Annotated in this window: 23 protein-coding genes and 2 tRNA genes; 8 read left to right on the forward strand and 17 right to left on the reverse strand. The window is 37.1% G+C overall.

Features of this window, described 5'->3' with window-relative positions; translation table 11 throughout:
* Nucleotides 1–49: 49 nt before the first annotated feature.
* Nucleotides 50–214: a hypothetical protein gene (locus FHT21_RS23190; protein ID WP_167297083.1), complete on the forward strand. Its 165-nt coding sequence runs from the start codon at nucleotides 50–52 to the stop codon at nucleotides 212–214.
* Nucleotides 215–229: 15 nt separating this feature from the next.
* Here FHT21_RS23190 and FHT21_RS23195 read toward each other — a convergent pair whose 3' ends face one another.
* The 3 genes from FHT21_RS23195 to FHT21_RS23205 form a co-directional block, all read right to left on the reverse strand.
* Nucleotides 230–1,126 (reverse strand): NAD(P)/FAD-dependent oxidoreductase, encoded by an 897-nt coding sequence (locus tag FHT21_RS23195; RefSeq protein ID WP_167297084.1) that lies wholly within the window; start codon nucleotides 1,124–1,126, stop codon nucleotides 230–232.
* A 74-nt stretch (nucleotides 1,127–1,200) separates the two neighbouring features.
* On the reverse strand, nucleotides 1,201–1,827 hold the full coding sequence (locus FHT21_RS23200; protein WP_167297085.1) for a class I SAM-dependent methyltransferase: 627 nt from the start codon (nucleotides 1,825–1,827) through the stop codon (nucleotides 1,201–1,203).
* Between the two features lie 84 nt (nucleotides 1,828–1,911).
* Complete coding sequence (locus FHT21_RS23205; RefSeq protein ID WP_223833420.1) at nucleotides 1,912–2,811, reverse strand: hypothetical protein; 900 nt, start codon at nucleotides 2,809–2,811, stop codon at nucleotides 1,912–1,914.
* A 167-nt stretch (nucleotides 2,812–2,978) separates the two neighbouring features.
* Here FHT21_RS23205 and FHT21_RS23210 point away from each other — a divergent pair, with 167 nt between their 5' ends.
* The gene (locus tag FHT21_RS23210) at nucleotides 2,979–3,395 is read left to right on the forward strand and encodes a VOC family protein (RefSeq protein ID WP_167297087.1); all 417 of its coding nucleotides are present in this window, start codon (nucleotides 2,979–2,981) and stop codon (nucleotides 3,393–3,395) included.
* A gap of 205 nt (nucleotides 3,396–3,600) precedes the next feature.
* Here the strand turns inward: FHT21_RS23210 and FHT21_RS23215 are convergent.
* From FHT21_RS23215 to recO, 3 genes are all read right to left on the reverse strand, one after another.
* Nucleotides 3,601–3,678, reverse strand: a tRNA-Val gene (locus FHT21_RS23215).
* Nucleotides 3,679–3,730: 52 nt separating this feature from the next.
* A tRNA-Val gene (locus tag FHT21_RS23220) sits at nucleotides 3,731–3,808 on the reverse strand.
* Between the two features lie 94 nt (nucleotides 3,809–3,902).
* A complete protein-coding gene (gene recO, locus FHT21_RS23225; protein ID WP_167297088.1) occupies nucleotides 3,903–4,628 on the reverse strand; it encodes a DNA repair protein RecO in 726 nt (241 codons plus the stop codon).
* A gap of 119 nt (nucleotides 4,629–4,747) precedes the next feature.
* Here recO and FHT21_RS23230 point away from each other — a divergent pair, with 119 nt between their 5' ends.
* Together FHT21_RS23230 and FHT21_RS23235 are read left to right on the forward strand one after the other, a co-directional pair.
* A complete protein-coding gene (locus FHT21_RS23230; RefSeq protein WP_243854082.1) occupies nucleotides 4,748–7,099 on the forward strand; it encodes an MMPL family transporter in 2,352 nt (783 codons plus the stop codon).
* A gap of 65 nt (nucleotides 7,100–7,164) precedes the next feature.
* Nucleotides 7,165–7,560: a hypothetical protein gene (locus FHT21_RS23235; RefSeq protein WP_208399021.1), complete on the forward strand. Its 396-nt coding sequence runs from the start codon at nucleotides 7,165–7,167 to the stop codon at nucleotides 7,558–7,560.
* 239 nt (nucleotides 7,561–7,799) lie between these two features.
* On the opposite strand, the gene FHT21_RS23240 is transcribed toward FHT21_RS23235, so the two are convergent.
* From FHT21_RS23240 to FHT21_RS23275, 8 genes are all read right to left on the reverse strand, one after another.
* Nucleotides 7,800–9,656: an STN and carboxypeptidase regulatory-like domain-containing protein gene (locus FHT21_RS23240; protein ID WP_167297089.1), complete on the reverse strand. Its 1,857-nt coding sequence runs from the start codon at nucleotides 9,654–9,656 to the stop codon at nucleotides 7,800–7,802.
* A gap of 6 nt (nucleotides 9,657–9,662) precedes the next feature.
* Nucleotides 9,663–10,613, reverse strand: a complete 951-nt coding sequence (locus FHT21_RS23245; protein WP_167297090.1) for a FecR domain-containing protein — start codon at nucleotides 10,611–10,613, stop codon at nucleotides 9,663–9,665.
* 4 nt (nucleotides 10,614–10,617) lie between these two features.
* Nucleotides 10,618–11,184: an RNA polymerase sigma-70 factor gene (locus FHT21_RS23250; protein WP_167297091.1), complete on the reverse strand. Its 567-nt coding sequence runs from the start codon at nucleotides 11,182–11,184 to the stop codon at nucleotides 10,618–10,620.
* 49 nt (nucleotides 11,185–11,233) lie between these two features.
* A complete protein-coding gene (locus tag FHT21_RS23255; RefSeq protein WP_167297092.1) occupies nucleotides 11,234–12,025 on the reverse strand; it encodes an SDR family NAD(P)-dependent oxidoreductase in 792 nt (263 codons plus the stop codon).
* Between the two features lie 143 nt (nucleotides 12,026–12,168).
* A complete protein-coding gene (locus FHT21_RS23260) occupies nucleotides 12,169–13,173 on the reverse strand; it encodes an NAD-dependent epimerase/dehydratase family protein (protein WP_167297093.1) in 1,005 nt (334 codons plus the stop codon).
* 1 nt (nucleotide 13,174) lies between these two features.
* Nucleotides 13,175–13,840 (reverse strand): DUF6134 family protein, encoded by a 666-nt coding sequence (locus FHT21_RS23265; RefSeq protein WP_167297094.1) that lies wholly within the window; start codon nucleotides 13,838–13,840, stop codon nucleotides 13,175–13,177.
* Nucleotides 13,841–14,177: 337 nt separating this feature from the next.
* Complete coding sequence (locus FHT21_RS23270; RefSeq protein WP_190326640.1) at nucleotides 14,178–14,450, reverse strand: isoleucyl-tRNA synthetase; 273 nt, start codon at nucleotides 14,448–14,450, stop codon at nucleotides 14,178–14,180.
* Nucleotides 14,447–14,635, reverse strand: a complete 189-nt coding sequence (locus FHT21_RS23275; protein WP_113947778.1) for a hypothetical protein — start codon at nucleotides 14,633–14,635, stop codon at nucleotides 14,447–14,449. The genes FHT21_RS23270 and FHT21_RS23275 overlap by 4 nt, the downstream gene beginning before the upstream one ends.
* 84 nt (nucleotides 14,636–14,719) lie before the next feature.
* On the opposite strand from FHT21_RS23275, the gene ileS reads away from it, so the two are divergent.
* From ileS to FHT21_RS23295, 4 genes are all read left to right on the forward strand, one after another.
* On the forward strand, nucleotides 14,720–18,121 hold the full coding sequence (gene ileS, locus FHT21_RS23280) for an isoleucine--tRNA ligase (protein WP_167297095.1): 3,402 nt from the start codon (nucleotides 14,720–14,722) through the stop codon (nucleotides 18,119–18,121).
* A gap of 30 nt (nucleotides 18,122–18,151) precedes the next feature.
* On the forward strand, nucleotides 18,152–18,535 hold the full coding sequence (locus tag FHT21_RS23285; protein ID WP_025144123.1) for a TraR/DksA C4-type zinc finger protein: 384 nt from the start codon (nucleotides 18,152–18,154) through the stop codon (nucleotides 18,533–18,535).
* Nucleotides 18,535–19,137, forward strand: coding sequence for a lipoprotein signal peptidase (locus FHT21_RS23290; RefSeq protein WP_167297096.1), 603 nt, complete (start codon nucleotides 18,535–18,537; stop codon nucleotides 19,135–19,137). Before FHT21_RS23285 ends, FHT21_RS23290 begins: the two co-directional genes overlap by 1 nt.
* A gap of 487 nt (nucleotides 19,138–19,624) precedes the next feature.
* Nucleotides 19,625–20,305, forward strand: a complete 681-nt coding sequence (locus tag FHT21_RS23295; RefSeq protein WP_167297097.1) for a DUF1080 domain-containing protein — start codon at nucleotides 19,625–19,627, stop codon at nucleotides 20,303–20,305.
* Nucleotides 20,306–20,363: 58 nt separating this feature from the next.
* Here FHT21_RS23295 and FHT21_RS23300 read toward each other — a convergent pair whose 3' ends face one another.
* The 3 genes from FHT21_RS23300 to FHT21_RS23310 all read right to left on the reverse strand — a co-directional run bounded on the left by FHT21_RS23300 (nucleotide 20,364) and on the right by FHT21_RS23310 (nucleotide 24,953).
* Nucleotides 20,364–20,753 carry a DUF2809 domain-containing protein gene (locus FHT21_RS23300; RefSeq protein ID WP_167297098.1) on the reverse strand — a complete coding sequence of 130 codons (390 nt, stop codon included), beginning with the start codon at nucleotides 20,751–20,753 and terminating at the stop codon, nucleotides 20,364–20,366.
* A gap of 99 nt (nucleotides 20,754–20,852) precedes the next feature.
* A complete protein-coding gene (gene odhB / locus FHT21_RS23305) occupies nucleotides 20,853–22,082 on the reverse strand; it encodes a 2-oxoglutarate dehydrogenase complex dihydrolipoyllysine-residue succinyltransferase (protein ID WP_167297099.1) in 1,230 nt (409 codons plus the stop codon).
* Between the two features lie 75 nt (nucleotides 22,083–22,157).
* Complete coding sequence (locus FHT21_RS23310) at nucleotides 22,158–24,953, reverse strand: 2-oxoglutarate dehydrogenase E1 component (RefSeq protein ID WP_167297100.1); 2,796 nt, start codon at nucleotides 24,951–24,953, stop codon at nucleotides 22,158–22,160.
* Between the last annotated feature and the right edge of the window lie 73 nt (nucleotides 24,954–25,026).

Below are 25,026 nucleotides of genomic sequence, written 5' to 3' on the forward strand. Positions count from 1 at the left end.
TTGGCTTGGGATTTGTCTTAAGAAAATTAACCTTATTAAACTCATCTCTATGCTTATTAAATTAGACACATCCGTTTTCAGGCTTTCCAGGCACAAAGCAGAAACGATAAAAAAAAGTGTTACACCACTTACTAGAGCGCAATGGATCACGGCCGATAGAATTGTGATTGCAGCTATATTTATTGCTACTATTGTTGGTGCGATCTTATTTTAAATTTCCGATGATTGATCAAAAATCTTCAGAAATCATTTCCTTATTCATGACCACTGCAGCCATTGTTCCTGCAGCTGTTACGATAGATAGCGACCTGAATAAGGTTGCACAATCTCCTGCGGCATAAACGCCTTTGGCAGTGCTTTGCTGCTGCTCATCTACTTTTATTGTTTTAAAATCTGTTAATTCAAATCCAAGCTGCTCGCTGAAGTTGTAATGTTGTTCAACATCCGATTTAACGTATATCGCCCTTAAGGCTATTTTTTCACCATTTTTAAAAACAACATGGTCGAGATAACCATTGTTGTGCAGTAGTTCAACAACTTCATCTTCTATAATGATGATGGATTTAGATCGCAGTTTTTCAGTCTGTTCGGCACTTAACTGCGATTTACCATTAGTTAAAATTGTTAAGTCTTTATTCCAAAGATGTAAATTTTTGGCCATCTCAAACGCATGGTCACCATTCATTAACAGGCCTATTTTTTCATTCTTCACCTCGTAGCCGTGGCAATAAGGACAGTGTATTGCAGAAATGGCCCAACAATCAGCTAACCCCTTAATATTAGGCAATACATCTTTTAAACCAGTAGCCAATAATATTTTCCGTGCCGTAAAACTTCCGGTATTTTCTACACCAATACTAAAACCTCCATCTATTTGCCTGGCCAAAATAGCTTTTCCTTCCAAAAACCGCGCTGTTGGATATTTTAGTACTTCTGCTTTTGCAGTATTAGCAATATCGGCAGGTTTATCGCCATCGTGCGTTAAAAAATTATGTGAATGTGGGGTCTGCCTGTTGCATGGTTTGCCAGCATCAATTATCAAAACGCTTCTGGTGGCCCTACTCAAAGCTAAAGCAGCAGATAAACCAGCGTAGCTCCCACCAATTATGATTACATCAAAATCCATATCTAAATCTTTTCATGCAAAGATCTAAAACGAATTATTAAACGCAACATTATTGCATTAAAATAAAGTCATTTTTATTTCCTGAAAATTGTTGCCTTGATAAAACCGCTATAATAGAGCCTTTCCTCAACAATCTGATAATTAGCTTTGAAAAAATAAGGGGGCATATCGATCAGTTTATCTGCCTCTACAATACCCAGCAATTTAAAAAAGCTATACATCAATCCGAACATCAGTCTCTTCCACCAGTTTCCATTGACTTTATTGAGCGAAAAATCGACCAGAAACCATAGTCCGTCTTTCTTTAAATATTCATTTAACTGTCTAAACACCTTTGCAGCACGTTGCTCAGCAAAATTATCAAATAGAAAAGGTGTTAAAATTATATCAAATAACATGTCAGTTTTAAAATCCTCTATGCCGACATTCATAAATTCGACCTGGTTGTCTTTATAGTTACGTTTTTGAGAAAGCGCAATCATTTTAGCAGATATTTCTACATAAACGATCTTTAAGCCATTGGTATAAATCTTCGCGAGTTCTTCCAAGATCCACCCGGTTCCACCACCTACAATTAGTACACGGCTATTTTCCTGAATGTACGGGAGTTGATTGATCTGTGCATTAACCTGGGATTTAAAAAACACCAAACGACTTAAAGTATCGTAATGATTGGCTATTTTATCGTAGTTGTTAAGCATAGTATCGGGTATTGAGTATCAAGTATTCAGAATTAGGTATCAAGACAGAGCTTTCAAATATAAAATTTGCTTAGGTCTTTCAACCTACTGTACAAACTGCATCCCGATTATTCCACAGATGGCCTTAAACAGGATCAATCCATCAATTACCATCAGATAATAAAGGATATTTTTTCTGCGGTGCATGGAATAGGCCACGTAAATGGTCAGGATGAATGGTAACACATTAAATAAAACCTGTGGCACCCCAAATCCTTTGTAACTGGCAAATATACCTAAAGAAACTAAACCTATAATCAGCAATGGAATGAGGATACTGAAAATTGTTCTGCGCAAACCATAACGTACTACAAAGGTTCTTAAATGTTTATTCGCATCGGTCGGGTAATCTTTAATATCAAAAATGATTGCATTAACCGTGCAGAACATCCAATTTTTAATAAATAGCCAAGTCCACAATACAGAATCATGGTAACCCACTCCTGTCTCAATTTTAAGCATAATTAGCGGTAACACATTGGCACAACAGGCCCATACAAAACCGATTACAAAAGCTTTTAACCAGCCCGTATTCCGAAGATTAAATTTGAGGAAAGATCTGGGCAATAAACCGTAGTATAACCCTCCTGCAGTGATGATAATCAATATCGCTATCCAATAACTGAGCGGAAGGGCCAGAATATGCTGAAAGTTTTGGTAGAGCAGATTAATAGCCAACAGCATACAGCTTACAAAAAGTATTGCCTGGCTCCAATTGATAAATTGCTTATGCTTGAAATACCATTGGTTGCGGGGATTGGTTGAGGATGGTGCTGTAGAAACTTTATTGTAGGCGTAAGTATAATAGATGGTTGGAGCCAGAAAAAGCAATAGATAGTAATTTAATGAATTAAATGGTAGCCTTAGTTGGAAGGTAGCTTCGAGTGTTAAGGCAACAGCCAGAATACCCACGAAGTAGTTTCCAAAAAAAACGAATCTGATCATTTTACCCAACATTTGCTACTGTTTATCGACAGGCAATTTCGGATATATAATTGAATAAGGTAAATAATAAAGTTGATTTTCTATTATCTTAGAGTTAACAACAAAAGCGATTAATAAATAGCTATTGCCAATTGGTTAAATTTATAATTCAAAAAGCTAACAACGATATGGAAGATTTAAAAAACTCAACTTCAACTGCCGATACCACCCCAAAAGTAACAGGGATTGGTGGCATTTTCTTTTTCTCAGACAATCCAAAAGAAACAAAAGACTGGTATGCGAAAAACTTAGGGGTAGAAGTTAACGCATGGGGATCAGTGAGTTTTGACTCCAGGAATATCAACAGCCCTGATGAAGTTGAAACCTTGCAGTGGAGTCCGTTTAAAAAAGGGGATGAATATTTTTCGCCATCAAAAAAGGAATTCATGATCAATTATCGTGTTCAAAATCTTGAGGCGCTATTGGAGAAACTTAAAGAAAACGGTATAACCATACTCGATGAAGTTGCCACTTATGATTTTGGAAAATTTGTCCATATTATGGATGCAGAAGGCAATAAAATTGAGTTATGGGAGCCTAGATAACGCATTTAATCCATTTTGTCCTCTGATTGGATAGCTATCTGTTAAACCCAGCATTGCAAATAGGGAGTGAATGTATGTTGAACTATTGGCTTTGAGTGGAAAATGATCACAATCTGAACAACGCTCCATGCGTAACTCAGCACTCGTAAACAAACTCAGTTAATTTTTTGGATATAAAAAAAGTCTTCCAATAAATTGAAAGACTTGGTGGGAAATGAGGGGTTCGAACCCCCGACCCCCTCGGTGTAAACGAGGTGCTCTGAACCAGCTGAGCTAATTTCCCTTTTTTGTATATGTAAGTTTGATAAAAAAGCCCTTCAGTTTCCTGAAAGGCTTGGTGGGAAATGAGGGGTTCGAACCCCCGACCCCCTCGGTGTAAACGAGGTGCTCTGAACCAGCTGAGCTAATTTCCCTTTTTATATTTGTCAAACTTAATGCCCCATCCTCCGTTTGGGAATGCAAATATAGCGCTATAAAACTGTTCTGCAAATCTTTTTTTCTTTTTTTTCAACTTAACAAAGTTTCGAGGATTTTATGCGATTGTACTACCCCGAATGAGGCAGTATGTAAGGTATAGAATACCAACACCTTATCTAACAAAAACCGGCGTTGTGTATTGCTCATTTTTATTTCGGAAATTTTTTCGAGTGGTGTATGAAAAAGCGAAATAAACCCGATAGCATCTTCCAGTTGAAGGTAATTGGAATGAATGGGCAGTCTGGAGGTAAACTCTCCCTCCTGCAGATCGAAATAAATCTGGTCATTTCTTCTTTTCTCATTAGGAGAAAAACCTAAAAACCGGGTAAGTTTCAATAAAAACGACAGGTGAAAATTCGGATTGATCTCTTCAACTTCATCAAACCAGGCGATAGAATTAAAAATATAATCGAATAAATGCTCATCGGCCGATTGTTGCCTGATACTTTTATACAGTACCTCATTTAAAAAAATAACGATACTGGTTTTAATCATATCATAAGGGATACTTTTAAAAACTGGCGTTTGCCTAACTTCGGATACCCTTTGAATGTTGGTATTTGCTTTATGATAAACTACCATATCCAACAAATGGAGCGATTGCAGCATATTCATCTTAATCTTCGCCTTTGGTTTTTTAACACCATTAATGAGGTAAGACTGCATACCAAATTTATCGGTAAGCACCTGCACTACCACACTGCTTTCGCTGTAGTTTGTAGTCTTTAAAACAATGCCCCTAACTTTGTGCAACATCCAATCAAAACAATTTTTTCAAAAGTATGTTATTTGTGCAAATTTAATTGTGCAAAAAGTAATCACGTTTTACAAATAAGATTAGTTTTGCCATTAATATTATTAAAACTAAGCTGCACATGTGGGTTAAGCTATCGAGATTTATTCTTCAGAACCGTATCGCAATCATCGTATTTTTCGTATTAGGAACAATTTTTATGGCTTATCAGGCCAAAAATGTAAAACTCTCCTACACCGGGAGCAAAATCCTGCCTGTTACCGATAGCGCTTTCATCAAATACAACGCCTTTAAAAAAACTTTCGGAGAAGATGGAAGTGTGATGGTGTTAGGGATACAATCGCCTGATATTTTTAAAAAAGAAGTTTACAACCAATGGGTTCAGCTTTCGAACGAGATCCAGAAATTAAAAGGCATTAAGCAGGTTTTATCTTCAGGAAGGATTTTTCAACTGGAAAAAGACACTGTAAACCAAAAATTTATTTTAAAACCTTTACCTGGTGGCCTGGTTAAAACCAATACTGAGATGGATTCGATTAAGAATACCATTTATAGCAATCCTTTTTTTGAGGGGCTGGTTTACAACCGTCAGAATGCCACTTTAATGGCCATCACTTTCGATACTAAAATTTTAAATACTGCTGAGCGTAACCCTATTTTAAAAGAGATTGAGGCAAAGGCAAAGGCTTTTCAAACGACTACAAAAATTCAGGTGCATATTTCGGGCCTACCTTATATCCGCACTGCTGTAAGTAAACTGGTAAGTAACGAATTTGTGTTGTTCTTAGGTTTATCAATCTTGGTTTCTGCCCTGATCTTATTGTTTTTCTTCAAGAAATTCTATGCGGTGTTCTTTCCTATTTTAGTGGTAGTAATGGGGGTAATCTGGAGTATTGGCTCATTGGTACTGTTTGGTTTCGAACTTACTATTTTAACAGGGTTGATTCCACCACTTATTGTAATTATCGGTATTCCAAACAGTATTTTGTTGCTAAATAAATATCAGAATGAGCTCAGAAAGCATGGCGATAAACAAAAAGCTTTAAGCATAACCATCGAACGGATTGCTATTACCACGCTGATTGCGAACATTACTGCGGCTATCGGATTTGGGGTATTATATTTTACCGGAAGTGAACTTTTGATGCAATTTGGTAGTGTAGCCTCTATTAACGTAATGGTTACCTGGTTAATGTGTTTATGTTTGATCCCGATTATTTTTAGCTACTTACCAGCGCCCAAACTTAAGGCGCAAAACCACGTTGAAGAAGGCTTTTTGCATAAATTATTAGTCAAAACCGACACGCTTGTTCAGCACAAAAGTGGATTGATCTATATCGGAACGATTATCATCTCTATCATTGCTTTTATTGGCGTGATGAAGATCAATGTTAATGGCTATGTGGTTGATGACCTCCCTAAAAACTCGGAGATTTTAACGGATTTGAAATTCTTTGAGAAAAATTTCGAGGGCATTTTACCCTTAGAAGTAAGCGTAGATACCAAGAAAAAGAATGGTGTTTTCAATTTAACCAATCTGAAAAGAATGGAAAAACTGGAAAAAATGATTTCTTCCTATCCGGAGTTTTCGCGTTCTATTTCGGTAAACATGGGCTTAAAATATGCCACTCAAGCCTTCTACAATAACGATTCTACCTTTTTCCGTTTGCCAGATAATTTAGAAAAGAATTTTATTTTGGCCTATATTGCCAATGGCGGCAAAGGAAATGCAAGTTTGTTAACCAACTTTATCAGTAAAGGAAATCAAAGTACGAGGATCAGTTTTCAAATGGCTGATGTTGGCTCGAAACGTTTAGACGCCATAATGGCCGAGTTAAAACCGCGTATCGATAGTATCTTACCTCCATCTAAATTTGACGTAGAGCTTACTGGCTCGAGCATTATCTTCTCGAAAGGGACTGATTATATGTTAAGGCATTTAGTAGAAAGCATTGCACTTGCCATTGTATTAATCTCTCTTTTAAGACTGGCACAGTTTAAGAGTTTGGGCATCATGTTTATTTCGCTATTGCCCAACATTGTTCCTTTAATTATTACCGCAGGGATTATGGGTTATTTTGGAATCTCCTTAAAACCTTCTACTATATTAATTTTTACCATCGCCTTTGGTTTAGCGTCCGATCAGACCATTTATTTCTTAACCCGTTATCAGCAAGAATTAAACCTGACCAATTTCAGTGTACCAAAAGTAATTACCGATACCATTACCGAAACAGGCGTAAGTATGACGCACATCGCCTTAATTTTATTCTTCGGCTTCGGAATATTCACCGCCTCTACTTTCGGAGGAACGGTAGTACTGGGCCTGCTCCTATCCATAACCCTATTGGTGGCCTTAATTTTCAATTTAACTTTATTGCCAGCACTGGTATTATGGTTAGACAAAAAGAAAGTAAGGAAACTGGTATCTGATGAAGAATCCGCAAAAAATATTGGTGAGTTTGACCACTAGGTGATTTTAAATCCTATAAGGTTTCGAAAACCTTATAGGATTGTTATATTTATAAAAAAATTGCCATGAAATATTTTGATAAATTTCATCCCGACAATTTTTACCATATTTATAATCACGCTGTAGGAAACGAGAATCTGTTTAGAAAACATGATAATTTTATTTTTTTCTTAAGCAGATATGATAAATACATATTCCCTATTGCAAAAACATTTAGCTACTGTTTGATGCCTAATCATTTTCATATATTGATGCAAGTGAGAGACGAGAAGGCAATTAGATTCTTAGCAAAAAACGATGATGATGAATTTGATTTCCATAAATTCATTATGCAACAACTCAGCAATTTTCTAAATAGTTATGCCAAAGCATTCAACAAACAACATAATAGAAGAGGGGCTTTATTTTTAGATTTCACGCGAAGAAAACAAATTAAGGATGAATTTATTTTTCTAAATTAATTAACTATATCCACCAAAATCCAGTGCATCATGGCTTTTGCAAAGCTGCATCAGAGTGGGATTATTCTTCTTATAACTCAATAATTTCAGTTAATAAAACTTCAAAAATTGAGAGAAATACTATTTTTAATTGGTTCGGAGGAATTGAAGAATTTGTAGAATTTCATAAAAAAGAAAAGTTTATAGATTTAGAAATCTAGACCTATAGGGTTTTGAAAACCTTATAGGTCTGTTAGGATTTACAAAACCAACAAGCCCACATTCCATCCTAGCCATCCTGTATATCTCGAATCGTTGAACGTGAAATCTTTATGTTTTTCCTGCAATAGTCCAAAATCACCAATTTTCGTATTTTGTTTGGTATGGTAAACATTAACCGATGGGCCACCCTGAATGGCTATCCATTTATTTAACCTGATGTTTATCGGGAATTCAAATTTGTTGAGCAGATTAATATAATCCCAGCTGCCTTGGTATACAAATTGGCAGCTGATTTCGGGATTTAAGGAAACACTATTGAACAATTTCATTTCTTTTCCAAAACCCAGTCCACCGGTGTATATTTTTTCGACAGATTTTTTGTTCATACCGAACATCAGCATATTGTACAAACGTTTACTACCTCCTTTGTAGGTAAAGTTGTAAGTGGTACTTTCATTGGTGCCAACACTAAATTTGTGATAGCCCTTTAATGCAACATTAATGAGCCCAATTGAATAGCCATCATTTTGATTTGAAATATTAAAAACTCCAAGCTGAACACCTTTTAAATTTTTAGCGTAATTGATTGCACCTGTTTGTAATCCACTTGCGGTATTTGCAGTATAATTTCCGAGTCCTGCTATATTTAATCCATTAGATTCTTTATTCAAGTTGACTATTCCGGCAATCTGCATACCATGCGATTCTCCGTTCACGATATTGCTGGCAAGCCCAATTTGAACGCCTTCCTGTTTTTCAGGGATAAGGTTTAGCGTCCCAATCTGAAAGCCATTAAAGTTTTTGCCAATATCATTTAAACCTAATGACACCTGCATCCCCCTGAAATCCTGATTCACTTTATTATAAATCCCACCTATCTGAAAGCCTTCAAAACTCTTGCCTACACGGTTATAAGCTAAAGCAATCTGAGCGGCCTGGACATCGCCTATTACATCATTAAAAAAACCAGCAATCTGCACTCCACGAACATTTCCACCAACCAAATTAAAAGCTCCGGCAAACTGAAAATACTGCACATTGCTTTTGTTGATATTGAAAATAAAACCAATTTCCCCTCCGTCTACCCCTGCGCTGTAAGCACCAAGAACATTAAGCGAAAATTTATTTACCACCTGACCGCTCAATGAGCCATGTGAATTTAAACTAGGAATAAGCGAAAACTGAAACGGGGCTTTAGAGATAAAACCACCGATATTAATCGACTGGATTTTCTGTTGTGCCGTAACCAAAGTATTACCCAACCAGGTCCTTTCTACATCGCCCAAATTGCCACTCAAAAATCTTTCGTCAGGGTCTTCCTTTCTATTGGTAATGTTCACTTCAGCCAGGAAATGAGTAACAGTAGACTTATAATTTTCTTTACTTACCGTTAATGATATAGGCTGTGTGATGTTTTTTAACCGCATCAAAAAATAACCGTTCCCATCCGATATTTCGGAAACCAACAGATTTCGCTCGTAAATACTAGCATCTCGGATTGGTTTATTGGTCTGTTTATCTACCACCTGGCCCGTAATGGTATAATGCTCGGGGTTACCAACCGATTCGTTAACCAACAAAACCAGTTCGAGCGGCGCATACCTGATAATCACAAAATTACCAGATTGGCGGTATTCGAACTTATGATTTAATATTTTATCGAGCGTTTCGGCAATATTTAAGTTGTTTTCGTGAATACTGATTAAACTGTCTACAGGTAATATATTACTGTTGTAAGAAAATCTGAATCCGCCTCTCTCCTCTATCATCGCCAATACTGAACCTAGTTTTTGCTGCTCGATATTGAGGGAGATATTTCTGGATAAATTGGATTGTGCTTTTATATTGGAACTGAAAAAAAGGAGAAAAATAACAGTGATTTTGAGCGTACGCATTGGTTTTTACTTAAGTTTAATTATGCCCTGTCCGTATTCTATCTTAATCTTAAAAGTTTCGGCAATTACATTCAGGATTTCTTTAAGCGATTCGTTTTTAAATGTTGTACTGATTGGAAGCGACTTTAATGCAGGATTTACAATAACAATATTGGATTTAAATTTTTCATTAAGCACAGCCACAAGATCGTTAAGCGGCGTTCCATCGCAAACCAATTCATTCGAATAATAGTAATTGTACAATTTGCCCTGATTTTCTCCCTTAGATAAATGCCGTTGATCTTCACTAACCTCTACCCGCTCTCCGGCAGTTAAACGTACACTATCATTTTGATTATTTACCTTAACGATCCCACTTTCTACAATTACTATAACATCTTTTCCGTTACTTTTCACATTAAACGCCGTACCTACAACAGTTACCTGAACATCGTTAACGCTGATGATAAAAGGCTTCGATTTGTCGGCACTGACCTTAAAAAAAGCCTCTCCTTTTAATTTCACGTCACGGGTTTTATTAAAAAATCCACCTACAAAAGAAAGTGCAGATTGTTTATTCAGTATTGCGGTAGAACCGTCAGGCAGCGCTTGCGTTAAAGTGCTTTCTCCACTATTTACATTTATTTTATTAGCGATTAAATTGTTGTAGAAAAATAAGCCGGCACTAAAAAATATAAATACCACAGCCACCCAACGTAAAATAAATGTATAACTGATTGTTTTTTTTTCGGTTTCTAAACGAGCATTTAATCGCGCTAAAGCCTGCTGTTCGTCAATTTCAGGATCGATCTGAAGTTTGCTTTTCTCCAGTATTGTCTTAAAATCCTCTAGCTGCTTACGGTTATCCAGATTTGATGCTGCCCAAGCTTCAACCTGCTCAATTTCGGACACAGTAGCTTCTCCGAGCAAGTATTTTGCCAGTAAATCATCATTAATATTTGTATAATTTTTATCCATAAGCTTATTTCAATAAAATAAAAATGAGGATCAGAAAATCTACTACCCTAAGGCGCAAAATCTTTAAGGCTTTCCCCATCTGGTTTTCTACCGTTTTGATAGAAATATTTAGTGCATCGGCGATTTCCTGATATTTCATCTGGTCGAACCTGCTTAACTGAAATACATTTCTGCATTTTTCGGGCAGCTCGTTTATTGCCGAATGGATATTCTTTTCCAGTTCTGTAGCCACAATCTCTGTATTTAAGTTTCCTATATCGTTTTTCACAGCATCGGCATAATGAATGTTAAAATTTGATCTTACTTTTTGATGTTTCAAATAATTTAGGCTTTCGTTATGCACCGAACGGTAGAGAAATGATTTTAAAAACCCATCTGTTTTAAGTTGCGCTCTTTTTGTCCATATGCGCACAAACACGTTTTGAACGATCTCTTCAGCATCATCTTTTTCTTTAATTATGGTAAAAGCATAGGCATGCAGGCTTTTGAAATGCTTCAAAAACACTTCGTCGAAAGCCTGTTTATTACCGCTTTTAATTAATCCGATAAGATGGGTATCGTTACTCTCCATAAAGCTAAACCTGCAAGATTTTTAAACCTTACAGATTTGGGGTTAAAATCTAAGTTATTAAAATCGATTTCAATTTACGTCTAATTATAATTTCTTTTAAAAAGGCTGGTATAATTTTATCCAACACCAATAAAAAACGATTGGCCAACCCCGGTATAATTTCTTTCTTGCCTTTCAGCATACCATCCATGGCTATCTGGGCTACATAATCGGCTTCCAAAATTGTAGCTTTGGCAAAACCTTTCAGCTCATTGTTCATTACCAATAATTCTGGCTTGGTATTAATTCCGCCAGGACTAAGCAAACTGATGTGCACATTAGTGCCACTTAATTCAAGTTGTAAACAACGGGTAAAATAACCTATAAAAGATTTGGTAGCTCCGTAAACCTGTTTTTTTGGAACGATAAAATGTCCACCTAAACTACCTACATTTAAAATATAGCTTGCCTCACTTTTATCGATATGGTTTAAAAATAACCGTGTAAGCAAAACTGTATTGGTAATATTAAGCTCGATCTGTGTTCTATAAAAATCGACATTTTTATCTTCAAACCAGCTCCAGTTTCCTAAACCTGCATTGTTGATCAAAACATTAACCTCGATGTTGTTTACCTTTAATTTCTCAAATATTTCGGCAGCAGAAGTACTTTTAGTTAAATCTATTTCGATACAGAATACCTTACTGTTAAAGTTTACACGCAGATAATTTGCTAAATGTTCCAGTCCACTATTGGGCAAAGAGACTAATACCAAGCCAAGTCCGCGTCTGGCAGATTCGATGGCGAAAGACTTACCCAACCCCTCACTTGCACCGGTAATTAATGCTGTTAATTGTTTCATTTTTATATTTTCTATATATCGTCCCCCTTTGTAATGGGGATGTAGGAGAATGTCGATTGTATCGACTTTTAATAATCCTATAATCCACATTACAAATGTGGCTCTCAACCACCCTCGTTACAAACGAGGATGATAATTTTAACCTAATTAGATTTAAAGTGATTAATGGTTTTACCTAAACCTATTGCAAAAGGTGTTATCCGATAATTTAGTTCAGTAATGGCTTTATTGCTCGAATATTGTTGATTGCATTTCAACCTATCGGCAAACTCTGGCAGAAAAAATGGACTAAGATTAAAGAGTTTCGATTTTAAATATTCAAGCAAACTATACGTTTTAATAATGCTTACGGGAATTTTATACAAATTTCTTTTTTTACCCGTGATCTGTCTTAACATGCCGAAAAACCCATTAAAGGAAACATCAGCACCACCCAAAATGTATCGTTCGCCATTCCTGCCATATTGCATGGCTGCAATGTGCCCATCCACCACATCATCTACAAAAGCATAGTTGGCAATTGCTTTTCCATCGCCCGGAATAAAATGCCACGTACCCTTTATATAACCCGTAACCATTTTACTCACCGTATTACTATCCGTAATTGGTCCATCACCATATACTCTTGATGGGTTTACAATTACCACTTCCAATCCCTTTTTCACAAATTCTTTCACCTCTAACTCAGCCAGGTATTTTGTACGTTCATAACTGATGGGAAAACCAACTGCCCTTGGGTCGTTCTCCGAAATCGGTAAATTTAATGTTGGGCCCCATACACCACAGGTTGAGGTATGCACTACCCTTTCTACGCCTACTTTCAATGCACAATTGAGTACATTTCTTGTCCCAATTACATTTACATCGTAGAAATCCTGTTCGTTTCTGCACCACATTTTAGCCATCGCCGCGGTATGATAAACCTGATAACAATCTTTCATTGCTTTTTCTAAGCTTTCAGGATTTAAAACATCACCTTTTACAAACTGGATATTTCTGTGCTGAATAAGAAACGGATGATTGATATCTCTACAAAGGGCCACTACATCGTAACCCATTTCTGCCAGGGCAAAACTTAATTTACGGCCGATAAAGCCTGATGCACCCGTAACCAAAACCTTAAGGTATTTATTTGCTACTGTTTCCATACTAAACCCTTTCCATTCTAATGGTGTACAATGAATGATTTACAACGACCAGTTTGCATATTCCGTTTTCGAAATAGTAATCGTTATAATTCCCGTCCGGAAGATTGACCCTGTACTGGTGGGCTCCATTTTTTTGAATGGGAATAAAACACTGAAAATTATCTGAATAAATTTCGGGGATATTAACTGGTTCTTTAACATATAAAAGCATCATATTATAACTGATGGGTTGGGTTATTATACTTGCTTTATCGCCTGTTTTAAGCTGATAAACATTATTTACCCAACTTGTTTTCTTAGCTTCTTTGGTATTGCCATTTACCACTCTATTTACATTTGAGCTGAGCAGCTTGCCATTCTTAAAATGTGCCAAATCTTCTGTTTCTACATTAATTTTGATTAGAAATCGGGTTTGAACCTTTGAAGTTATTTTTAGATAAACATCATCTCCCTCATCTTTCTGCTGAAAATGCATCTGACCAATTACTTCGCCATTGCGCTTAATGTTAAATTTACTTTGCTGTGCAAAAGCCGATGAAAATGAACAGATAAGAAAGAGCACCGAAGCAACACTTTTTGGATTGATTAGGCTTTTGGAGGAGAATGTTTTGTAGGTTTTTGGAGCAAAATATTTCTTGCAAAGCCAAATAATTAATGCAGGAATCATAGTTATCTCTATTTGTTATTTAGAGCTAATACAACTCACAGGAAATTTACCCCTACGTGGATTTTATTTTTTTTTAAAACATTTAATTGGCTTTGGAAAGGAGTACCTTTATTTCTTACACAGGCCCAAGTTCCCTAACCTGATGGTAGCGACAACCCCGAAGCATGAGGGCTACAGCGTACAGCAGGGCGAACATCAAAATAAATGCAGGCCTTGCTTTACAAAACCTCTCTCTATCCAAGTTAGTGGTTAAACGCAGAAACTACATCTCCTTCTCCTTGAGGAGAGGGCTGTAAGAGATAGATGATAAAGCAAAAAAGCGTAGATAGGGTGAGGTTTATTCTGTAGCAGGTTTTTTCTCCTCTTCATCTACCGGAACTTCTACTGTTGGATCGGTAATGATTTCTGCATTGCCATCGTTATCTTTTTTGGCAAATAAAATTGGATATAACAGCCACAACGCACCAATAATAATCAGCACGCCCGCCAGCATTTGAAAATAGATACTTCCTTTTACCTCATTTGCATCTAAAATCTTGTAGGCGATAAAAGAAAGTACGCCAGCGATGAGGATGAAAACGGCTTTCTGCAATTTTAAGAGCTTAATCATGGGTTCTTTCTTTTAAGTGTAACAATATGTACTAAAACAAAGATGAGCCCGATTAGTTCGAGCAGGCCGCAGAAATAAAATGCATAAAGTACAAAATCGCGGTTTGCCGGACTGATCACCGCAACAATTGGCAGCGCAATTACGGCCACAATCATCAATGCAAGCCCGATATTAAATAATTTCACGTTAAAAGTATTTACATCAAAACTACCAAAATTCAGGCAAATCTGTTAACTTTGCAACCTTTAATTTTTTGAGGTACTTGATTGATGTATAGCGAATTTAAACAATTGGAACTTGCCAAAATAGGGCAAGAAATACTGGATTTTTGGAAAAAGGAAAATATCTTTGAAAAAAGTATTTCATCCCGTCCTAAATCTAATCCGTTTACTTTTTACGAAGGACCACCGTCTGCTAATGGCATGCCGGGCATCCACCACGTAATGGCGCGTGCAATTAAGGATATTTTTTGCCGCTATAAAACAATTAAGGGTTATCAGGTTAAAAGAAAAGCTGGCTGGGATACCCATGGTTTACCTGTTGAGCTTGGCACTGAAAAGGAATTAGGAATTACTAAAGAAGATATTGGTAGAACCATTTCAATTGAAGACTATAACGAAGCCTGTAAAAAAACAGTAATGCGCTACACTGACGTGTGGAACGACCTGACTGAAAAAATGGGCTATTGGGTAGATATGGATGATCCGTATATTACCTACAAATCGAAATATATGGAGTCGGTTTGGTGGCTTCTGAAACAGATTTACGATAAAGGGTTAATCTATAAAGGTTACACAATCCAGCCCTATTCTCCAAAAGCCGGGACAGGGTTGAGCTCGCATGAGGTAAACCAGCCTGGAGCTTACCGGGATGTTACAGATACAACGATTGTTGCTCAATTTAAAGCACTAGCCGATACGCTACCAAGTTTCTTACAGGGATTTGATGATATTTATTTATTGGCCTGGACAACAACACCCTGGACTTTACCATCAAACACTGCTTTAACGGTTGGACCAAAAATTGACTATGTTTTAATCAAAACGTTTAACCAATATACATTCTTGCCAACAAATGTAATTTTGGCAAAAAACCTGGTTGGAAAGCAGTTTAGTAAAACTTTCTTCGAAAGCAATGAAGCTGAAGATTTTACAAATTTTAAAGCTGGCGATAAAAAAATCCCTTATCAAATACTTGCCGAATGCAAAGGAAGTGAGTTGGTTGGAATTAAATATGAACAACTATTAACTTATGCATTGCCATATCAAAATGCTGAAAATGCATTTAGAGTAATTTCCGGAGATTTCGTAACTACTGAAGATGGTACCGGTATTGTTCATACCGCCCCTACTTTTGGTGCAGATGATGCTAAAGTAGCTAAAGAGGCCATTCCGGAAGTACCGCCAATGTTGGTATTAGATGAGAATGATACCCCCGTTCCATTAGTAGATTTACAGGGTAAATTCACTAAACATGTTGGTCCTTTTGCAGGCAAATATGTGAAAAACGAATATTACAATGCTGGCGAAGCACCTGAAAAATCGGTTGATGTAGAAATTGCTATTTTATTAAAAGAAGAGAACAAAGCTTTTAAAGTAGAAAAATATGTTCACAGTTACCCACACAGTTGGAGAACTGATGAACCACTTTTATATTATCCTTTAGATTCGTGGTTTATTAAAGTTACAGATGTTAAAGACAGAATGTTCGACCTTAATGAAACCATTAACTGGAAACCAAAATCAACTGGTGAAGGGCGCTTTGGAAACTGGCTAAAAAACGCTAACGATTGGAATTTATCACGTTCGAGATACTGGGGAATTCCTTTGCCGATCTGGAGAACTGAAGATAAAAAAGAGGAAGTGTTAATTGGTTCTGTTGAGGAACTTTATAACGCCATTGAAAAATCTATAGCAGCAGGTTTCCAGAAAGAAAATCCTTTTAAGGGATTTGAAATCGGGAACATGTCTGAAGAGAACTATGATTTGATCGACTTACATAAAAATGTAGTCGATAAGATTGTTTTGGTATCTCCATCAGGCAAACCGATGAGCCGCGAAAGTGATTTAATTGATGTTTGGTTCGACTCTGGTGCTATGCCTTATGCGCAGTGGCACTATCCTTTTGAAAACAAAGAAACCATCGACGGAAATGAAGATTTTCCGGCAGATTTTATTGCAGAAGGTGTTGACCAAACCCGTGGTTGGTTTTATACCCTACATGCGATCTCTACATTGGTTTTTGATAAAGTAGCGTACAAGAATGTAGTGTCTAATGGACTGGTACTAGACAAAAACGGACAAAAAATGTCTAAACGTTTGGGCAATGCAGCCGATCCGTTCCAGACCATTAATGAATATGGTGCTGATGCAACGCGTTGGTACATGATTTCTAATGCAAATCCTTGGGATAACTTAAAATTTGATATTGATGGTATTGCTGAAGTGCGCCGTAAATTCTTCGGAACACTTTACAACACCTACGCTTTCTTTGCCCTGTATGCCAATATCGATAAATTCGAGATCGATAAAAACAACCTGAGCAAAGTTGAAGACAGGACTGAATTAGACCGCTGGATTTTATCGTTATTGCAAACCTTAATCAACGAAGTTGATGAAAGTTACAATACTTACGAACCAACGAAAGCTACCCGCGCTATTCAGGCTTTTGTTGATGAACATTTGAGTAACTGGTACATCAGGTTAAGCCGCCGTCGTTTCTGGAAAGGCGAAATGACTGATGATAAACGTGCAGCTTACGAAACATTATATACTTGTTTAGAAACCTTAGCACAGTTGATGAGTCCGGTGGCGCCTTTCTTTGCCGACTGGTTATACAGAAACTTAACGATTACCGATGCACATGCGGAACAATCTGTCCACTTAACCTTATGGAAAGAGGCTGATCAAAGTTTGATTGATACCGATTTGAATGAGCGTATGGTTTACGCCCAGGATATTTCATCGATGGTTTTATCGCTGCGTAAAAAATCGGGCATCAACGTGCGTCAACCACTTGAGAAAATCTTAATCCCATCTTTAAGTGGCGATTTCGAACAAAAAATCTCAAAAGTTGCCGATTATATCCTTTCTGAAACGAATGTAAAACATATCGAGTTCATTACCGATACACATGGCATTGTGAAGAAAAAGTTGAAACCGAACTTTAAATCGTTGGGTAAAAAAGTTGGAAAAGATATGAGCCTGGTTAAAGCGGCTTTAGAAAATTCAAATCAGGATGATATCCAACGTTTAGAAAATGATGGCTTCATCATCGTAGTTGGCAATAATGGTGAAGAATTTACCATCAATTTAAATGATGATGTAGAAGTTTTTGCGGAAGATATTCCCGGATGGCAGGTAACTAACCTAGGCAGCTTAACCGTTGCTTTGGATGTTACCATTACCGAAGAGCTGAAACAGGAAGGTATTTCGCGCGAACTGGTTAACCGTATCCAAAATTTAAGGAAAGAATTAAATTTTGAGGTGACCGATAGGATTAAAGTTTCGTTACAAAATGATAACTTGGTGGCCGATGCAGTTGCAAAAAACAAGGGTTACATTTGCGCCGAAATATTAGCCGACGAATTTGAATTAACAGATACTGTAAATAATGCAAACAAAATCGTGATCGATGATGTTGAGTTAAGCATTTCAGTAACTAAAATATAAATCCATATATTAGAAAATTAGAAAAAGAACATGGAAAACAGCAACAAAACACGCTACTCAGACAGTGAATTACAAGAATTTAAAGAATTAATTCAAGATAAATTACGCATGGCGAAAGAGGAACTGAACTCTTTAACCACTTCTTTAAGTAATCCAAATGCCAATGGAACAGAAGATACTTCAGGTGCATACAAAACCTTAGAAGACGGTTCTGCAACAATGGAAAAAGAGCAAATCAATCAATTAGCTGCCCGTCAGAAAAAATTTATTGATAACCTGGAGAATGCATTAGTACGTATCGAGAACAAAACTTATGGTATTTGCCGTGAAACAGGTAAATTAATTCAAAAAGAGCGTTTACGTGCTGTACCTCATGCAACGTTAAGCATGGAAGCTAAATTAAAGCAAAGTTAATGAAAGGCTATACAAAACCTTTAATTGTTATCTTTTTAGTTTTACTGGCCGACCAGCTGGTTAAAACCTGGGTTAAAACACATATGTACCTTGGCCAGGAGTTTCATATCATTGGTAAATGGTTTATCATCCATTTTACCGAAAATAATGGGATGGCTTTTGGGATGGAGTTTGGTGGTGAATTTGGTAAATTAGCTTTATCACTTTTTCGTATTGCCGCCGTTGCAGGAATTGGTTATGGCTTACATTATCTAATTAAGCATAAATATCACCGGGGTTTAATTCTAAATGTTGCACTGATCTTTTCTGGCGCACTTGGAAACATTATAGATTCTGTATTTTACGGAAAGATTTATGGTTACGAAAGCTGGTTTCATGGGCGTGTGGTAGATATGTTCTATTTTCCAATTGCAGAAGGCCACTTCCCTACTTGGGTACCAATTTGGGGAGGCGAAGAGTTTGTTTTTTTCAGACCTGTTTTTAACCTTGCAGATGCTGCCATTTCAGTTGGCGTGATACTCATACTCATTTTCCAGAAAAACTACTTTAAAGAAGATGTAAAGGATGATGTAAGCATCAACAGTGAGATTGTAGAAGATTAAATAAACACTTCGTCATGCTGACTTGTTTCAAGCGGCCTTTGTACGAACAGATCTCTCCATTCTATAGTGTTCCAGTAGAGATGACGATGCTTCTTATTAAACACTGTCATTCTGAGCTTATTGAAGGACAATAAAACTTCATAAAACATGACCCATTTCTTAACTGAAATGGGCTTTTTTTTGTAAGATTATTACTGAAATTTGATTCCTACTGTTATTTTGAACGCAGTGAAGAATATACCTATCTATCCGTAGAGTTCCGAAGGGCTCTACGGATTACAGCATGGAAAAGAGTCTCCGACTCGCTGTTGAGTTGCAAAATTTAATTCAACAATCCTCATTCTGAACGTAGTTTAGAATACAAGATAAAGAAAATACAAGCATCCGAAGTATAGAATAAAGATCATTCATTCCTTCAAGATCACAACCATCACTATGGTTTTCTAATTTTTTAAAATATATTTGGATACGAAAAACCAAATATATCATGAAACGCTATTATGCCTTTTTACTGCTATTTATGATTAGCAGCTCAACATTTGCACAAAAAAGCCTTTTTAACGGAAAAAATCTAAACGGCTGGCATGTAGATGTACCTGCAATGGACAAAAAGCCTGATACCATTAATCCGTTTATTGTACGCAATGGTATGCTGGTGAGTTTAGGTACACCAGGCGGGCACTTAATAACCGATAAAATTTATAAAAATTACCAATTAACTGTACAATACCGTTTTGCTGGTAAACCAGGTAATTGTGGCGTTTTAGTTCATGCATCAACACCAAGAGCATTGTATGGCATGTTTCCAAAATCGCTGGAAGTTCAGATGCAACATAAAGATGCTGGCGATTTCTGGTGTATCGAAGAAGATATTACAGTACCCGATATGCTTGCCAGACGCGGACCTCAAGAAAACTGGGGTATAAATGGGAATAAACTCCGCAGGATAAAAAATTTAACAGACGACAGTGAAAAACCTGTTGGCGAATGGAATACCATGATCATACAATGCCTAAATAACGAAGTTAAAGTTTGGGTAAACGGTACATTGGTAAACTATGGCACCAATTGTACAGCAAGTAGCGGGCAGATTGCCTTACAGGCAGAAGGTAGCGAGGTAGAGTTTAAACAGCTGGATCTAAAACCAATTAAAGCGTTGTCTAAATAGCTTTATTTCTTTTAATTTATACTTATTTAGTCCAATGCGATCGTCATGCTAAATTTATTTAAGCATCTTTCCTGCTAGATAGCCCCTGAAATGAATTCAGCATGACGACCACTAAATAGCCTACAAAATAAGCGAGCAGATCATAAGCGCTAAAGGAAGTACCCAATATGGTGCGCATTAATTTGTTGTTTTCCCAACCAAACCAGGAAACATAATTTGCCTTTTGGAGAAACTCGATTGCGAAAGAAAAAATTAAGATGCCTAAAGCTAACTTCTTATTATCTGTTTTAAGGAAAATCCTAAAAAATACGTAAATCAAGATAACAACCAATACGTCGCCACCAAATGGGCGAATAAATGCATCATGAAGATATTTTGCGATTAAGATCTCAGTTAAGAATATCGCAAGAAAAATAAAGAGGAATTTTGAGTTAAACGTTAATTTCATTTTTCGGGTATAAAAAAGAAGTCAAGTTTTTATAGCACTGGCCATTAAAACTTGACTTCTTTAATAAATATATCTAAGTCCCTTTAGGGATTTAGGAGTCTAGACACCTAATAATAATCTAGCTGGATCTTCTAATAGTTGTTTTACACGAACCAAGAAACCAACCGACTCACGTCCATCAATAATTCTGTGATCGTAAGATAAGGCAACGTACATCATCGGACGGATTACCACTTCACCTTTTTCAGCTACCGGACGCTCAACGATGTTGTGCATACCTAAAATAGCCGATTGTGGCGCATTAATAATCGGTGTAGACATCATCGACCCAAATACACCACCATTAGTGATGGTGAATGTTCCGCCAGTCATTTCTTCGATAGTTAATTTGCTATCACGTGCTTTCAAAGCCAATTCTAAAACTGATTTTTCAATCTGAGCTAAAGTCATGCTTTCTGCATTACGGATTACCGGAACGACTAAACCTTTTGGTGCAGAAACAGCAATCGAAATATCAGCAAAATCATTGTAAACCAATTCTTCGCCTTCAATACGGCCGTTAACCGCAGGAAAATCTTTCAGAGCTTCGGTAACTGCTTTAGTGAAAAAGCTCATAAAACCTAAACCAACACCAAATTTTTCTTTAAACTGATCTTTATATTTTCCGCGTAAATCCATAATCGGCTTCATGTTAACCTCATTAAAAGTGGTTAACATTGCTGTTTCATTTTTAACAGCAACTAAACGTTTTGCAACCGTTCTACGTAGTGGAGACATTTTCTCACGACGCTCGCCACGGCTACCTGCAGGAGCAGCTGCTGCTGCAACCGGAGCACTCGCTTTTGGTGCTTCTGCTTTTTTACCAGCCTCTGCTTTAACAGCATCATCTTTGGTAATTCGGCCATCAACGCCAGTACCTTTTACAGCGCTAGCTTCAATCCCTTTTTCTGCAAGAATTTTACCGGCAGCAGGAGAAGGAGTTCCTGTAGCATAGCTTTCGCCTGATTTTTCGGCAACCGGAGCTGCAGTTTTATCTTCAGCAACAACAGCCTTTTCTTCAGTTTTTGGTGCATCAGCTTTCGCTGGAGCAGCGCCACCATCTTCAATTTTACAAACTACTGCACCAATGGCTAAAGTATCGCCTTCGGCTGCTATGGTTTTTAAAGTTCCAGCTTGTTCTGCAGTTAATTCGAATGTCGCTTTATCCGATTCTAATTCGGCAATAACTTCATCCATTTCAACAACATCGCCATCGTTTTTTATCCAACGTGATAAAACAACTTCGGTTATTGACTCACCTACAGGTGGAACTTTTATCTCTAAACTCATTTTTGTAATGTTATGTTTTTTATCTTCTAATAATCAATATCAAACGCTATGCGTCAAACGCTTAGCACAATGCACTTAATCGATCTGAACTAATTTTTTTGTTGCTTTTTTGGCAATATCCTTTACATCATCCGTTACCGAAATCTCTAAAGCTTTTGCTAAAATATAAGCCTGTTGGTTAGCATGTTGTTTTGCAAAACCTGTTGCGGTACTGCTGCTTTCTCTCCTCGAAATTACATCAATGCCCTTTAAAGCCGTTTTGTACAACTTGCGGAACAGATATGGCCATGCCCCCATGTTTTCTGGCTCTTCTTGTACCCAGAAAACTTCTTTAGCGTTTTTATATTTCTTCTGGATGGCCTCCATCTGATCAACCGGAGTTGGGTACAACTGCTCTACACGAACCAAGGCTACGTGTTTCAATTTATCAGCCTGTTGTTTCTCTAATAACTCGTAGTAAATTTTACCGCTACAGAAGACAATACGTGTTACATCTGTAACTTTAACATTTACATCGTCAATTACTTCTTTAAAGCCACCTTCAGTAAATTCCTCTAATTTAGAAACACAGGCCGGGTGGCGCAATAAACTTTTAGGAGTAAATACAACCAATGGTTTACGGAAATCACGTTTAAACTGGCGACGTAAAACGTGGAAGAAGTTTGCCGGAGTTGTACAGTTGGTTACCTGCATGTTGTAATCGGCACAAAGCTCCATAAAACGCTCAATACGTGCTGATGAGTGCTCTGGTCCCTGGCCTTCGTAACCGTGAGGCAATAACATAACCAAACCGTTTTCGCGTTGCCATTTGGTTTCGGCACTTGCAATATACTGATCGACAACAATCTGTGCTCCGTTAAAGAAATCGCCAAATTGTGCTTCCCAAATGGTTAATGCGTTTGGATTTGCCATAGCATAGCCATACTCGAAACCTAAAACGCCGTATTCTGATAAGTGTGAATTGTAAATATCGAAAGCAGCTTGTTGATCTGAAATGTTTGCCAACGGTACATATTCTTCCTCACTATCTTCTAACGTTAGTACCGCATGACGGTGAGAGAATGTTCCTCTTTCTACATCCTGACCGCTTAAACGAACACGTTTACCTTCTGATAACAAAGTACCATAAGCCAACTGCTCGCCCATTGCCCAGTCGAAAACATGTGTTTCGTTAACCATTTTGGTCCGCTCAAGAAATAATTTTTCAATTTTCTTGAAGAACTTTTTATTTGATGGTAAAGTAGTAATGCGTTTACCGATTTCTAATAAAGTAGATTTTTTAACCGCAGTAACCGGTGAAGATTCGAAATCTTTAGGTGTAGCCATACGCAAATCTGCCCATGCACCGCCAAATTTAACTTCGGCATTACCTGCAACAAATTCTTTAGCTTCGTTTAAACGTTCCTGCAAAATATTACGGAAATCTTTTTCCATTTCTTTTGCCAAACCAGCTTCTAATTTACCTTCTTTGGTTAACTGATCGATATAGATTTCCCTTGGATTAGGGTGTTTTTCGATGGTTTTGTATAATAATGGCTGCGTGAACTTAGGTTCATCAGACTCATTGTGCCCGAAACGACGGTAACAAAGAATATCAATAAAAACATCATTTTTATATTTCTGACGGTATTCCATTGCCAGGTTAATTGCATAAACCAAAGCCTCAGGATCATCACCATTTACGTGGAAAACCGGAGATAAAGTTACTTTAGCAATATCGGTACAATAGGTACTGGTACGGGCATCTTTATAATTGGTGGTAAAGCCAATCTGGTTATTAATTACCAAGTGAATAGTTCCACCAGTTTTATAACCTTCAAGACCTGCCATCTGAATTACCTCGTAAACAATACCTTGTCCGGCAACTGATGCATCGCCATGAATCAAAATTGGTGCTAAACGACTATTATCGCCACCATATTTGAAATCGATTTTCGAGCGGCTCATTCCTTCTACCACACCGTCAACCGTTTCTAAGTGTGATGGATTAGGGCATAAACTTAAGTGAACGCTTTTGCCCGAAACGGTAGCAACATCTGTAGAATAACCTAAGTGATATTTCACATCGCCACCAAATGGGGTATCTGGATTGTAGCTTTTACCTTCAAACTCAGCAAAAATATCTTTGTATGTTTTCTGCATGATATTGGCCAACACGTTTAAACGACCACGGTGTGCCATACCAATTACAAATTCTTCAATTCCCAGTTCAGCACCTTTTTCAATTACTGAATCTAAAGCAGGAATTAAAGCTTCTGCACCTTCTAATGAAAAACGTTTTTGGCCCAGAAATTTTGTACCCAAGAAATTTTCAAAACTTACTGCTTCGTTTAATTTCCGAAGAATACGTTTTTTCTCATCGATCGAGAAATTAGGGGTATTACGCGCACTTTCCATTTTTTGCTGAATCCAGTTCAACACTTCAGGTGTACGTAAAAACTTAAATTCGGCTCCGATAGAACCTGCGTATGTTTGTTTTAAAAAGGCTACAATATCTTTCAATTTTGCTGCACCGATACCAATTTCCACACCAGAGTTGAAAACGGTTTCCAAATCGGCATCAGATAATCCAAAATTTGCCAGATCTAATGTTGGTAAATGTTTACGTCTTTCGCGAACCGGATTGGTATGTGTAAATAAGTGACCGCGGCTGCGATAGCCATCAATCAGATTTAAAACATTAACCTCTTTTAAAAATTGTTCAGGAGTTTCTGCTGTTACTGCAGGGGCTTCCGATCCTCTTCCAAAATCGAAACCTTCGAAAAATTTCTGCCAACCAAATTCAACAGACTCAGGATCTTGTTGATAGGATTGATATAAAGATTCTATATATTCGGCGTTTGCGCCATTAAGATAAGATAATTTATCCATTATTAACTGTTTACTATAAGCATTACAAAATTAGAATTTTACCTTATATAAATGGCAAAAATCTCGATTAAAA

Source organism: Pedobacter sp. SG908, from assembly GCF_011759615.1.
Taxonomy (GTDB): domain Bacteria; phylum Bacteroidota; class Bacteroidia; order Sphingobacteriales; family Sphingobacteriaceae; genus Pedobacter; species Pedobacter riviphilus.